This window comes from Actinomycetospora cinnamomea, assembly GCF_003096675.1.
Lineage (GTDB): Bacteria > Actinomycetota > Actinomycetes > Mycobacteriales > Pseudonocardiaceae > Actinomycetospora > Actinomycetospora cinnamomea.
In genome coordinates this window covers 912,700-925,427 of sequence record NZ_QEKW01000001.1, presented here as the reverse complement: position 1 = coordinate 925,427, position 12,728 = coordinate 912,700, and the positions used below count along the sequence as shown (strand labels likewise).

At 74.4% G+C, this 12,728-nt stretch carries 14 protein-coding genes; 6 read left to right on the top strand and 8 right to left on the bottom strand.

Features of this window, described 5'->3' with window-relative positions:
* The first annotated feature begins 80 nt into the window (after positions 1-80).
* Positions 81-1,223 carry an acetyl-CoA C-acyltransferase gene (locus C8D89_RS04365; protein ID WP_116706955.1) on the top strand — a complete coding sequence of 381 codons (1,143 nt, stop codon included), beginning with the start codon at positions 81-83 and terminating at the stop codon, positions 1,221-1,223.
* A gap of 12 nt (positions 1,224-1,235) precedes the next feature.
* Complete coding sequence (locus C8D89_RS04360) at positions 1,236-2,012, top strand: SDR family oxidoreductase (RefSeq protein ID WP_116706739.1); 777 nt, start codon at positions 1,236-1,238, stop codon at positions 2,010-2,012.
* Here C8D89_RS04360 and C8D89_RS04355 read toward each other — a convergent pair.
* A complete protein-coding gene (locus C8D89_RS04355; RefSeq protein WP_207787011.1) occupies positions 2,009-2,302 on the bottom strand; it encodes a DUF1330 domain-containing protein in 294 nt (97 codons plus the stop codon). The genes C8D89_RS04360 and C8D89_RS04355 overlap by 4 nt on opposite strands.
* A 61-nt stretch (positions 2,303-2,363) precedes the next feature.
* Here C8D89_RS04355 and C8D89_RS04350 point away from each other — a divergent pair, with 61 nt between their 5' ends.
* Entirely contained in the window at positions 2,364-3,083 is a 720-nt protein-coding gene (locus C8D89_RS04350) for a mycothiol-dependent nitroreductase Rv2466c family protein (RefSeq protein WP_243417827.1), read from the top strand.
* A gap of 12 nt (positions 3,084-3,095) precedes the next feature.
* Here C8D89_RS04350 and C8D89_RS04345 read toward each other — a convergent pair whose 3' ends face one another.
* Complete coding sequence (locus C8D89_RS04345) at positions 3,096-4,199, bottom strand: PIN domain-containing protein (RefSeq protein ID WP_116706737.1); 1,104 nt, start codon at positions 4,197-4,199, stop codon at positions 3,096-3,098.
* 134 nt (positions 4,200-4,333) lie between these two features.
* On the opposite strand from C8D89_RS04345, the gene C8D89_RS04340 reads away from it, so the two are divergent.
* From C8D89_RS04340 to C8D89_RS29025, 3 genes are all read left to right on the top strand, one after another.
* Entirely contained in the window at positions 4,334-5,380 is a 1,047-nt protein-coding gene (locus C8D89_RS04340) for a 2,5-dihydroxypyridine 5,6-dioxygenase NicX family protein (RefSeq protein WP_116706953.1), read from the top strand.
* Positions 5,377-6,159 (top strand): maleate cis-trans isomerase family protein, encoded by a 783-nt coding sequence (locus C8D89_RS04335; RefSeq protein WP_116706736.1) that lies wholly within the window; start codon positions 5,377-5,379, stop codon positions 6,157-6,159. Before C8D89_RS04340 ends, C8D89_RS04335 begins: the two co-directional genes overlap by 4 nt.
* 127 nt (positions 6,160-6,286) lie before the next feature.
* Complete coding sequence (locus C8D89_RS29025; RefSeq protein ID WP_165825534.1) at positions 6,287-6,445, top strand: hypothetical protein; 159 nt, start codon at positions 6,287-6,289, stop codon at positions 6,443-6,445.
* 117 nt (positions 6,446-6,562) lie between these two features.
* Here the strand turns inward: C8D89_RS29025 and C8D89_RS04325 are convergent, their stop codons facing one another.
* From C8D89_RS04325 to C8D89_RS04300, 6 genes are read right to left on the bottom strand one after another with little or no spacing between them, the layout of a single operon-like run.
* Positions 6,563-7,417 carry an alpha/beta fold hydrolase gene (locus C8D89_RS04325; protein WP_116706734.1) on the bottom strand — a complete coding sequence of 285 codons (855 nt, stop codon included), beginning with the start codon at positions 7,415-7,417 and terminating at the stop codon, positions 6,563-6,565.
* Positions 7,414-8,085 carry an isochorismatase family protein gene (locus C8D89_RS04320; protein WP_116706733.1) on the bottom strand — a complete coding sequence of 224 codons (672 nt, stop codon included), beginning with the start codon at positions 8,083-8,085 and terminating at the stop codon, positions 7,414-7,416. The genes C8D89_RS04325 and C8D89_RS04320 overlap by 4 nt, the downstream gene beginning before the upstream one ends.
* Complete coding sequence (locus tag C8D89_RS30935; RefSeq protein WP_116706952.1) at positions 8,072-8,866, bottom strand: SRPBCC family protein; 795 nt, start codon at positions 8,864-8,866, stop codon at positions 8,072-8,074. The genes C8D89_RS04320 and C8D89_RS30935 overlap by 14 nt, the downstream gene beginning before the upstream one ends.
* Positions 8,863-9,348 carry a (2Fe-2S)-binding protein gene (locus C8D89_RS04310; protein ID WP_116706732.1) on the bottom strand — a complete coding sequence of 162 codons (486 nt, stop codon included), beginning with the start codon at positions 9,346-9,348 and terminating at the stop codon, positions 8,863-8,865. The genes C8D89_RS30935 and C8D89_RS04310 overlap by 4 nt, the downstream gene beginning before the upstream one ends.
* Positions 9,345-11,810, bottom strand: coding sequence for a xanthine dehydrogenase family protein molybdopterin-binding subunit (locus C8D89_RS04305; protein WP_116706731.1), 2,466 nt, complete (start codon positions 11,808-11,810; stop codon positions 9,345-9,347). Before C8D89_RS04305 ends, C8D89_RS04310 begins: the two co-directional genes overlap by 4 nt.
* The gene (locus C8D89_RS04300) at positions 11,807-12,694 is read right to left on the bottom strand and encodes an FAD binding domain-containing protein (protein WP_116706730.1); all 888 of its coding nucleotides are present in this window, start codon (positions 12,692-12,694) and stop codon (positions 11,807-11,809) included. Before C8D89_RS04300 ends, C8D89_RS04305 begins: the two co-directional genes overlap by 4 nt.
* Positions 12,695-12,728: the final 34 nt, after the last annotated feature.

The window sequence follows — 12,728 nt, the reverse complement described above, 5'->3', positions numbered from 1 at the left end:
GGTGTCAGCGGTGGGCCATCGCAGACACTCGGTGTCCGTCACGCCACACGCTCGCGCTCCCGAGGAGGACCTCCGTGCCCCTGACCGAGGCGTACATCGTCGACGCCGTCCGCACGCCGGTCGGGACGCGCAAGGGCGCGCTGGCCGACGTGCACCCGGCCGAGCTGGGGGCGCACGCGCTGCGGGCCCTGGTGGAGCGCACGGGGATCGACCCGGGCGCGGTCGAGGACGTGCTCATGGGCTGCGTCTCCCAGCTCGGTCCGCAGGCCGGGGTGATCGGCCGGACGGCCTGGCTGTCGGCCGGCTACCCCGAGCACGTCCCCGGGACGACGATCAACCGTGCCTGCGGCTCCTCGCAGCAGGCGCTGCACTTCGCCGCGCAGGCCGTGCTCTCGGGCACCCAGGACATGGTGATCGCCGCGGGCGTCGAGAACATGGCGATCGTCCCCCTCGACGCCAACGCCGCGGTGCTCGAGCGCATGGGCACCCGCCGCGAGGGCGCCGGGTGGATCGAGCGCTACGGCGAGCAGGAGATCAGCCAGTTCCGCGGCGCCCAGCTGATCGCCGAGAAGTGGGGCTTCTCGCGCGCGCAGATGGAGGAGTTCGCGGTCGAGAGCCACCGCCGCGCCGCCCGGGCCACCGACGAGGGCCGGTTCACCGGACAGATCGCGCCGCTCGAGGGCCTCGACCGCGACGAGGGCATCCGGCGGGACGCGAACGTCGAGAAGATGTCGACGCTGCCGCCGCTCCGCGAGGGCTACGACCTCACCGCGGCGGTGTCCAGCCAGGTCTCGGTGGGCGCCGCGGCGCTGCTCGTGGCGTCGGAGGACGCGGTGCGCACGCACGGGCTCACGCCGGTGGCGAAGGTGTCGACGATGGCCGTGGTGGGGGAGGACCCGGTGCTCATGCTCACCGGCCCGATCCCCGCGACGCGCGCCGTGCTGCGCCGCGCCGGGCTGACCGTCGACGACGTCGACCTCTTCGAGTGCAACGAGGCGTTCGCGCCCGTCGTGCTGGCGTGGGCGCAGGAGACCGGCGCGCCGCTCGAGCGCACCAACGTCAACGGCGGGGCGATCGCCATGGGCCACCCGCTGGGCGCCACCGGCGCGGTCCTCGCGACCAAGCTCGTTCACGAGCTGGCGCGCACCGGCGGCACGCGCGGCCTGCAGACCATGTGCGAGGGCGGCGGCCAGTCGAACGCCACGATCATCGAGCGGGTCTGACACGCTCCGCCCATGGAGCTGCGTGATCGCGTCGCCGTCGTCACCGGGGCCGGCGGGGGGATCGGGCGGGCGCTGGTGACCGCGCTCGCCGACGCCGGCGCCCGGGTCGCGGCCACCGACCTCACCGCCCCCGACCACGAGCACGCCGTGCTGTCCCGGGCGCTGGACGTCACCGACGCCGACGCCACGGCGGCCCTGCTGGACGAGGTCGCGTGCGAGGTCGGCCCGGTCGACGTCTACCTCGCCAACGCGGGCGTCGGCGCCGGCACCGATCCCGTCGAGACCCCGGACGCCGTGTGGGACACGGTGCTCGACGTCAACCTGCGCGCGCACATCACCGCCGCGCGCCTCCTGCTCCCGGGTTGGCTGGCGCGCGGCGAGGGCTACTTCGTCTCGACCGCGTCGGCGGCCGGCCTGCTCACCCAGATCGGCTCCGCGCCGTACGCGGTGAGCAAGCACGCGGCCGTGGCCTTCGCCGAGTGGCTCTCGGTGACCTACGGCTCGCGGGGGGTCCGCGTCACCACCGTCTGCCCCATGGGCGTGGCGACGCCGATGCTCGAGACCGACCCGGACGGCATGGGCGCCACGGCCACCGGCGCGGTCCGCGCCGCCGGGGAGGTGCTGTCGCCCGCGGCCGTCGCCGCCGCCGTGGTCGAGGGCATCGGGCGCGAGCAGTTCCTCGTGCTGCCACATGCCGAGGTCCTGGCCTTCTTCCGGCGCAAGGGCGAGGACTACGAGCGCTGGCTCGCCGGGATGCGCCGCCTGCAGGACCGGGTGGGCGGGAGTTAGGTCGGGAGCCCCTCGATGATCCGGATCTCGCGCTCGGCGCCGTCACCGAGCGCGCGCAGCGCCTCCTGGTAGGCCGGACAGTGGTAGGCGGCGACGGCCGTGTCGACGTCGGGGAACGCGATGAGCGTCGTGCGCTGCACCGTCGCCTGCTCGAAGACGGCGGCCGGGGTGCCCCGGGCGAGGAACCGCCCGCCGGCGCCGGTCATCGCGGGTCCGGCGAGCGCGATGTAGGCCGCGAGCTTCTCGTCGTCGTGCACGGCGGTGAAGGTGTTGATCCAGTAGGCGGTCACGGGGCACATCCTCGTCCCCTCGCACGGCGGGACGGGGCGGTCGGAGGAGAAGATCGCGGGCATGGACGTCCGCTTCTGGTTCGACCCCGTCTGCCCGTTCTGCTGGATGACGAGCAAGTGGCTGCGCCTGGTGGCCCCGCAGCGGGACCTCGCGATCGAGTGGCGCTTCATCTCGCTGCGCCTGCTCAACGCCCACGTCGACTACGACGCGCAGTTCCCGCCCGAGTACGAGGCGGGCCACACGGCGGGCCTGCGGGCGCTGCGCGTCGCGGCGCGGGTGCGCAAGGAGCACGGGCCCGAGGCCCTCGACCGTCTGCAGGAGGCCTTCGGGCGCCACGTCTTCGAGCAGGAGCCGGTGCCCGACACCGCCGAGGCGAAGGGCGCGCGCGGCACCGACGCGTTCGTCGCGGGCGTGCTGACGACGGCGGGGCTCCCGCCCGAGCTCGCGGAGACCGTCGAGGACACCGCCTGGGACACGGTGGTCCAGGCCGAGACCGACGAGGCGCTGGCCGCCACCGGGCGCGACGTCGGCACCCCGATCATCCAGGTGGACCCGCCGGACGGCCTCGCGTTCTTCGGGCCCGTGATCAGCCGGATGCCGACCGAGGAGCAGGCGGGCGAGCTGTGGGACCACGCCGTCGGGCTGGCCCGGTTCCCGGGGTTCGCCGAGCTCAAGCGCAGCCTGCGCGAGCAGCCGCAGCTGCCGGCGTTCGGCGTCGCGGCCGGCGAGGTCGGCGTGGTCGAGGACTGGCACGGCGGGAGCCGACGGCAGCACCGGTGACCGCGCCGTCGCTCAGTACACCGACAGCTGGTAGTCGCCGCGGCCCTCGTCCCACTCCATCGTGACGAGGTCGCGGGCACGCGCGGCGCGGGCGAAGGACAGGAAGCCGTTGAACCCGTAGCGCTTCTCCGAGAACCCCGGGTCGCGCTTGCGCATCTGGTCCTTGAGCCCGGAGAGCTGGGGCGGTCCGCCGCCGGAGTCCTCCAGGTCGCGCACGGTGGTGGCGAAGAGGGCGAACGCCTCGTCCTCGGCCGAGGTGTCCTCGGGGAACGCCACCTCGGGGTCGCCGGCGGCGGTGCCCGGCGTGAGAGCCAGCACCCCGCGTCCCTCGAGGTGGCGCAGGAGCTCGCCGAAGCCGCGGAACCCCTGGTCGCCCTCGTCGAACGTGGGGTCCTTGCGCAGGATCGCGCGCTTGAGCGTCGAGGCGCGGACCGGGCCGTCGGTGGCCCGCGCGAGCCCGGCGAGGGTGCTGGTGACGACCGTGGCGAGGTCGGGGTCGGGCCCGTCGGACTCGGCCTCCTCCTGCGTGGGGGGCTCGACCGGCTCGACCGGCTCGACCGGCTCCGGCTCGGGGGCGGGGGCGGCTGCCGGAGTGGTCGGTCGGCGCCGCGACGGCCGGGCCGGCACCGGGCGGCCCTCCACCCCGGGCAGGCGGTCGTAGAACAGGAACTCGTCGCACGCCGCGGGCAGCAGCTTCGAGGTCGAGGACTGCACGCCGATGCCGATGACGCGCTTGTCCATCTCCCGCAGCTTGTGCATCAGCGGCGTGAAGTCGGAGTCGCCGGTGCCGATGGCGAACGTGGTGACGAACCCGCGCTCGTAGGCCAGCTCGATGGCGTCGACGGCCATCTTGATGTCCGCGGCGTTCTTGCGGGATCCCCCGAGGCGCTGCGGGATCTCGATCAGCTCGACCTGGGCGCGGGCGAGCAGGCGGCGGTCCTCGTCGAACGCGGACCAGTCCGCGTAGGCCCGGCGGGTCACCACCCGCCCGCGCTCGGCGAGCGCGTCGGCGACGGGTCCGAAGTCGAACGGCGAGACCCCGAGACCGTCGCGCGCCCCGATCGCGAGGTTCTCGTAGTCGAGGAACAGGGCGATGCGTTCGTCCTCCGGGGCCATCGGGGCAGCGTAGGGGCGCGCCGGTGACACGGACGCGCGGGCTGGGCCGTGCGGCGTCATGCCGGTGACGATCCTGTTGCACTCCTTGCGTGCTCGGATAGTACGTGCTCGGATTGAGGGCGGAGGTGGTCGCGATGGACCAGAACCTGTTCAACGACATCTGCCTGCAGCAGCTGACGCTCTCCGGTGTGCGCGAGGGCGAGACCGTCGCGGTGCTCACCCGCGGCGCCGAACGCGGCGAGTACGCCGACGCGTTCCTCTGGGCGATCCAGAAGCTGGGCGCCGCGGGCTACCACATGCGCCTGCCCGCCCCGGCGAGCGCGAGCGGGGCGTGGGCGGTCGGCGACTCCGGCCTCGGGCAGAACCCGCTGGCCGTCGAGGCGCTCAAGGCGGTCGACATGGTCGTCGACTCCACGTTCCTGCTCTTCAGCCCTGAGCAGTTCGCGATCCAGGACGCCGGCACCCGCATCCTCACCGCCGTCGAGCCGCCCGAGCTGCTGGCCCGCCTCATGCCGACCACCGAGCTGCGCGAGCGCGTCGAGTACGGCGCCGACCTGCTGGCCAAGGCGCGGTCGATGCGCATCACGAGCCCCGCGGGCACCGACGTCACCTACCGGCTCGGCGTCTACCCGACGATGAGCGAGTACGGCTACACCGACACCCCGGGCCGCTGGGACCACTGGCCGGCCGCGTTCGTGTTCACCGGCGGCGCCGACGACGGCGTCGACGGGCAGATCGTGCTCTCCCCGGGCGACGTGCTGCTGCCGTTCAACACCTACGTGCAGACGCCGGTGACGCTGACGATCGAGCAGGGCTTCATCCGCGACATCCGCGGTGTGCCCGGGCAGTCCAGCCTCGACGCGGACCTGCTCTCGTCGTACATCCAGAGCTTCGACGACCCGCGCGGCTACGGCATGAGCCATGTCGGCTGGGGCCTCGACGAGCGCGCCCACTGGCACGGGCTGACCCAGTTCCCCGGCGGCATGGGCATGGAGCTGCGCAGCTTCTACGGCAACGTCATGTTCTCGATCGGGCCGAACAACGAGCTGGGCGGCCCGAACGACACGCCCTGCCACTTCGACATCCCGATGCGCGGGAACTCGCTGTACCTCGACGACGAGCTGATCGTCGACAAGGGCGAGCTGACGATCCCCGAGATGCGTCCTACCGTGAAGCGATGAGGGACCACCACATCGGGATGATCGTCCCGAGCTCCAACCTGACGATGGAGACCGAGCTCCCGCGCATGCTCGCCGCGCGCGAGCAGGTGGTCCCCGACGACCGGTTCGTCTTCCACGCCGCCCGCGCGCGCATGCAGCACGTGACCCCCGAGCAGCTGCAGGCCATGAACGCGCAGGCGGCGCGCGCCGCGACCGAGCTCGCCGACGCCCGCCCGGACGTGGTGGCGACGGCGTGCCTCGTCGCGATCATGGCGCAAGGGCCGGGGTTCCACTGCACCGCCGAGGACGACATCACCCGCGCCCTGCGCGCCGAGGGCGCCGAGGCGCCGGTGATCTCGTCGGCGGGCGCGCTGCTCTCCGGGATCGCGGCGCTGCGGGCGCGTCGGGTGGCGATCGTGACGCCGTACATGAAGCCGCTCACGCAGGCCGTCGTCGCGTACCTCGAGGACGCCGGGGTGGAGGTCGTCGACGCCCTGTCGCTCGAGGTGCCGGACAACCTGGCGGTCGCGCGGCTCGACCCGGCCGACCTGCGGGAGCACCACCGCCGGCTGGACCTGAGCAGCGCCGACGCGCTCGTGCTGTCGGCGTGCGTGCAGATGCCCTCGTTGCCCTCGATCGAGGCGGTGCAGGACGAGGTCGGCATGCCGGTGCTGTCGGCGGCGACCGCGACGACGTTCCGGATCCTCTCCGAGCTGGGCCTCGAGACCCGGGTCCCCGGCGCGGGGCACCTGCTCAGCGGGGCCGTCGCCGACCCGGGTGCCGTCACGCGCGCGGCCTGACCCCGTCCACGCACGAGCGCCCGCTCCGGGTTCCGGGGCGGGCGCTCCCTCGCTTGCGCGCCGACGACACCGAGCGATGCCTCTCGTCGCGACGGTACCCTCGGGACCCCACGACCCGAGGAGCGTCATGGTCATCCTTGGTCTTGCCCTGAGAGCGCTCGGTCCCGGCGTCAAGGCCGTCGCGCTGGCGATGGCTCCTGTCGCCGCCGTCCTCGCCTGGGGGGCGGTCCAGAACGAGATGGACAAGAGGAAGAACAAGACCGCGGAGACCGTGTCGGGGCCCTGACGCCCGCTCCGTGCGCGAGCACGCCGGCCGTCGAGGAGATCACTCCCGGTGCTCCTCCGACCCCTTGTGTGTGGTGAGGTCGGCGGAGCACCCGGAGCGGTCACGCTCGTCGCGGCGTCAGGACATCGTGCGCAGGACGTCGCGGGTGGCCCCGAGGGCGGCCGCCGGGTCGTCCCAGAAGACCATGTGGCCGGTGCCGGGGACCTCGACGACCGAGGCCGCCGGGTTGGCCTTGGCCGCCTCCTCCGCGCCTGCGGCGGTGACCACCGGGCTGTCCCCGCCGTGGATCAGCACGGTCGGAGCGGGGACCGACGGCCAGGCGGCGAAGAAGTCCTCGGACTCGAAGCCGGCGTGCGTCGCGACGATCGCGTCGCGGGAGCAGGAGCCCAGCCAGCGGGCGCGCAGCTCCTGCTCGCGACGGGGCCAGCGGGGCCAGGACGCGGCCACCTCGTCGGCGTCGGTGCCGCGACGGGCCTGGTCGAGCTGGCCGAGGAAGGCCTCGAGCGAGGTCGGGTACGGGCCGCGTCCGGGGCCGCTCATCGGCGGGTCGACGAGGACGGTGCCGCCGACGGGCACCCGACGATCGGCGGCCACCTGCGCCACGATGCGCGCGCCCATCGAGTGCCCGAGCAGGATCGGCTCCTCCAGGCGCAGTCCCCGGACGACGGCCTCGACGTCACCGGCGTAGGTGGCGAGGTCGTAGGCGTCCCCACCGTCCGACAGCCCGCGGCCGCGGACGTCGAGGACGACCGGGTGCACGAGGTCGGTCAGCCCGCGCACCACGAAGTCCATCGTGATCGCGGGGCTGGTGATCCCCGGGACCACCAGCATCGGCGGGCGTCCGGGCGGGCCGTAGTCCAGCAGGTGCAGGCGCGGCCCCCGGGAGCGCACCCACCGGCTGGTCGCGGGGACGTCGGCGAGGTCGGCCAGCGCCGGCTGGGTCAGGACGCGCTGCTGTGCGGGTTCGGTCACCGGTCGGCCTTCCGGAAGGGGTCGTCGAGGTAGGGCACCGCGTCGTCCAGGGCGACGACGTCGGCGTACTTCGCCTGCAGGTCGTACAGCGCGGCGTCGTGCGGGCCCCGGGCGCGGTCGCCGCAGGCGTCGGCGACGACGAGCGTGTCGAAGCCGGACTGCACGGCGTCGACGGCCGTCGCGCGCACGCACCCGGACGTCGTGGCGCCGCAGACGACGGCGGTGTCCACGTGCAGGCCGGTCAGCAGTGCCGTCAAGGCCGAGCCGTGGAACGCCGAGGCGCCCTTCTTGACGATCAGGTGGTCCTCGTCGCGCGGGTGCAGGCGCGGATCGAGGGCGACGGCGTCGCTGCCCGCGCGCAGCGCGCGCATGCCCGGGGCCTTGCGGAGCCAGGCGATCGCGTCGCCGTCGGCCTCGGCGGGGGTGTAGCTGATGACGGTCCAGATCACCGGGACGCCGCCGGCGCGTGCGGCGGCGACGAGACGGTTCGTCGCGGCCACCTCGGCGGTGAGGTCCGACCCGGAGGGGGAGGCGGGCTCGGTGAAGCCGCGCGTGAGGTCGACGACGACCAGCGCCGGGCGGGGGCCGCGGGGGACGGCGGCGCCGAAGCCCGCGCGCGCGAGGACGGCGTCGGTGTCGGCGCCGTGCAGACCGTCAGCGTCGGGCATGGCGTCGCAGCTCCTCGATCAGCATCTTCTGGCCCTGCAGCCGGCCGAGCAGCCAGCCCTGGAACAGTCCCACGCCGGCGACGGCCGCGAGCGCGGCCCAGCGCCCGGCGTTCGGGGGTAGCAGCATCGCCAACCCGTCGAGGGCGTCGTCGGCGGGCGCGGACCGGGCGGACGGCGCGGGGGCCGGCGTGGCGCTCGGCGAGGATGCGGAGTTCCTGGCCCTATCGGCGTGCTGTGTGGAATCCGCCGGCAGAGCCGTATTGCCGGCACCGGAGGTGCCATCCCCCGCCGAGCCGCCGGCCGCCGTGCCGTTGCTCGCGGGGTCGGGTGCGCTCGAGAGCTCGCCGGCGAGGTTGCGGGCGAACTGGTCGAGCAGGCGGCTCGAGACCGTGGTGATCGCGCCCTTGCCGAACTGCGCGATCTTGCCGCGGATCAGCAGGTCGGTGCGCAGGTCGAGGCGCGCGCCGCCCTCGGACTCGAGGACCGACAGCAGGACGTCGGCCTCGGCGTCGCCGGCGCCGTGGGCGTCCGACGCGCGCGCCGACATCCGCATCGTCCGCTGCTCGGGGATGATCTCGGTGAACCGCAGCGTCCCGGCGTAGGCGGCGCTGATCGGCCCCACCTTGACCTTCACGCGGCCGCGGTAGGCCTTGCCGTCGGAGCCGTCACGGCCCTCGAGCACGGCACCGGGCAGGCAGCCGGCGACGCGCTCGACGTCGCCCAGCAGCGCGAACACGGCGTCCGGGTCGGCGGGGACGTCGAGGTGGTTGTCGAGGATCATCGCGCCTCCTGTCGAGCACGAGCCGTCGCGCACACGGCGTCGACGATGGTCTGGTAGCCGGTGCAGCGGCACAGGTTCGCCGAGAGCGCCTCGCGCACCTCCTCGCGCGAGGCGTCCGGCTGCTCGGCCAGCACGCCCTCGGCGAGCAACAGGAACCCCGGCGTGCAGAACCCGCACTGCAGGGCGTGGTGGTCGGTGAACGCCTGCTGGAGATCGGACAGCCCGCCGTCGGGGCCGGCGAGCGACTCCACCGTGCGCACCTCGCTGCCCTCGGCCTGCACGGCGAACACCAGGCACGCGCGCACCGGGGCGTCGTCGAGGAGCACGGTGCAGGCGCCGCAGACGCCGTGCTCGCAGCCGACGTGGGTGCCGGTGAGGCGCAGGTCGTGGCGCAGGACGTCGGCGAGCGTGCGCCGGGGCTCGACCACGACCTCGTGCTCGGCGCCGTTGACGGTCAGGGACAGCAGGTGGGGGTCGGTCACGGTGTGCCCTCCAGTGCGGCCAGCACCGTCCACGGATGGATCGGCGTGGAGTCGAGCTCGACGCCGGTGTCGCGCAGGGCGTCGTTGACGGCGTTGAGGACGGCGGCCGGCGCGCCGATCGTGCCGCCCTCGCCGGCGCCCTTCGCGCCGTTGGCGGTGAACGCGCACGGCGTCTCGAGGTGTGCGATCGACACGTCGGGGATCTCCGACGCGGTCGGCACGAGGTAGTCGATGAACGACGCCGCCGACGGCTCGCCGTGGCTGTCGTAGGTGACCTCCTCGAACAGCGCGCCGGCGATGCCCTGGGCGATCCCGCCGCGGCACTGCCCGTCGACGACCTGCGGGTGGACCACGACCCCGCAGTCCTCGACGCACGCGTAGCGCAGGATCCGGACCTGCCCGGTGCCCGGGTCGGCCTCGACCACCACGGCGTGGGTGGCGTTGGAGAAGGTCCCGTCGCCGGGGACGTCGAAGCTCGCCGTGGCGGTGAGGGTCGGGTCGACGTCCTTGGGCAGCAGGTGCGCGCGCAGGTGGGCGACGTCGGCGATGTCGGTGAACGACAGCCGCCGGGTCGGGTCGTCGAGCTGCACCACGCCGCCGTCGCCGTCGAGGGCGACGTTCTCCGGGCGGGTCTCCAGCAGGTGCGCGGCGATGCGGCAGAGCAGCTCGCCCAGCCGCTCGGAGGCCAGCGCCACCGCCGAGCCCCCGATCGTCACCGACCGCGACGCGAACGTGCCCCAGCCGTAGGAGATGCGCTCGGTGTCGCCCTGGCGCAGCTTGACGAGGCCGACGTCGATGCCGAGCCGGTCGGCGACGATCTGCGCGAACGTCGTCTCGTGCGACTGCCCGTGGTTCATCGTGCCGCTGGTGACGACCACCGCGCCGCTGGTGTCCATCCGGATCTCGGAGATGTCGAACCCGGGGACGACGGTCATCCTGCGCTTCGCGAAGGCCTCGGAGCCGTAGCCCGTGCGCTCGGAGAAGCAGCAGTAGCCGATGCCGAGGTGCCGACCCTGCGCCGCCGCGCGGTCGCGCTCCTCGTACCAGCCCTCGTCGCGCATCGTCGCCTCGGCGAGGTCGAGCGACTCGCGGTAGGTCCCGGGGTCGTAGGTGACCCCGTTGACCCCGGTGTAGGGGAACTGCGTGATGACGTTGCGGCGGCGCACCTCGACCGGGTCCAGGCCCAGCTCGCGCGCGGCGCGCTCCATGACGCGCTCGATGGCCACCACGTACTGCGGGCGGCTCACCCCGCGGTAGGGCGCGGTGGGCGCCTTGTTGCTGGTCAGCGCCCGGCCCCGGACCCGGTAGGCCGGCACCCGGTAGACGCTGGGCATCTCCGCGGACGCCATCAGCGGCTCGATGCCGGCGGTGAAGGGGTAGCAGGAGTAGGCGCCCATGTCGCAGACGATGTCGACGTCGAGCGCGGTGATCTGCCCGTCGGCGTCGAAGGCGGCGCGGGTGCGGTAGCGCTGCTCGCGGGCGAGGAAGCCCGCGGTCAGGGCCTCGCGGCGGTCCTCGATCCACTTCACCGGCCGGTCGAGCCGCTTCGCGGCGGCCGCGGCGGCGATCTCCTCGCGGCCGACCACGCACTTCTGCCCGAACCCACCGCCCATGTCCGGCACGGTCACCCGCACCGTGCGCTCCGGGACGTCCAGACAGCGTGCGAGCACCGTGCGGACCTGGTGGGGGACCTGCGTCGTGGTCGCGACGTGCAGCTGGTCGTCGCGCGCGTCCCACGCCGCGACGACGCCGCGGGTCTCCAGCGGCAGCGCGTTCTGGCGGCCGCTGCGCGTGACGACGTCGACGGTGACGGCGGCGTCGGCGAACGCCTCGTCCACGCCCGGGGTGTCGAACATCGAGACGTCGAGCAGCACGTTGTCCGGTGCCTCGTCGTGCACCCGCGGCGCGTCCGAGGCCAGGGCCGACTCCTCGCCGGTGACGGCGTCGAGCACGTCGTAGGACACCTGCGCGGCCTCGATGCCGTCCTCCACCGCGTACGGGTCGCGGGCGACGACGAGCGCGACCGGCTCGCCGACGAAGCGCACCTTGTCCTTCGCGAGGATCGGCATCGCGGTGGGCGTGAACTCCTCGGCGGGCCGGTCCAGGATCGCGACGATGTCGCCGAGGGCGAGATCCGCCGCGTCGTAGGCGGCGACGACGCCCTCGACCTCGCGGGTCGCGGTGAGGTCGATCCCGGTGAGGCGGGCGTGCGCGACCGTGGCGCGCACGAACCCGGCGTGCAGCATCCCGGACAGGGCGATGTCGTCGACGAAGCGGCCGCGCCCGGTGAGCAGGCGCGGGTCCTCGTGGCGGGGCACCGACGCCCCGACCCAGCGGCCGCGGTGCCCGTCGAACCGGGGTCCGGTGGACGGGGGGTGGTGGCCGGGGTGGTCGCCGGGGTGGTCGCCGCGCTCGGGGCGGTCGGGGTCGGCGTCGGCGGGGACGGTGGGCGTGCTGGTCATCGGGCGGCTCCGCTCGCCTGGCGGCAGGCGTCGGCGACGAGGGTGCGGGTGAGGCGCCGGCGGTAGGCGGCGGAGACGCCCGCTCCGTCGTCGGTGTCGGGCGGGTCGATCGCGCCGGCGGCCGCGTCCGCCACGGCGGCGGCGAGCGCGTCGTCGGCGGGTGCCCCGGCGGCGAGCACCTCCTCGGCCTCGGGGACGCGGACCGGCGCGGGCGCCACGCCGCCGAGGACCACGCGCCCGCCGCTGGTGCGGCCGTCCTCGTCGAGGTCGAGCGCGACCGCCGCGTCGACGATCGCGAAGTCGCCGTGGCGGCGCGCGAACTCGGTCAGGGCGGCGTGCGGGGCGGGCCTGGTGAAGCGCACCTCGACGACGACCTCGTCGGGGTCCACGGCTGTGGCGTAGAAGCCGTGGAAGAGCTCGCCGGCGGGGATCGTGCGGCGCCCGGCCGGGCCCTCCGCGACGACCTCGGCGTCGAGCAGCAGCGCGAGCAGGCACCACTCGGCGGTCGCGTCGCCGTGCACGAGGCTGCCGGCGACGGTGCCGCGGCTGCGGATGGGCAGGTGCCCGACCCAGCGCATGGCGCGTGCGAGCACCGCGAAGCCGGGGGAGAGGGCGGCGGTCTCCACGGCGTGGTGGGTGACGAGGGCGCCGAGGCTCAGCGTCCCGCCGGACTCGCTGATCGCCGTCATCGAGGGCACCCGACGCAGAGGCCCGAGGTCGACGAGCGCCGAGGGACGGGCCAGCCGGAACGTCATCATCGGCATGAGGCTCTGCCCGCCGGCGATGAGCTTCGGGTCCTCGCCGGCCGCGGTCAGGTCGGTGAGCAGGCCGACCGCGTCCGGCACGCCGTGCGCGCGGTGGTAGGTGAACGCGGCGGGCTTCATCTCTCTCCGCTCCCTGATGGGTGGGGGATCCGGC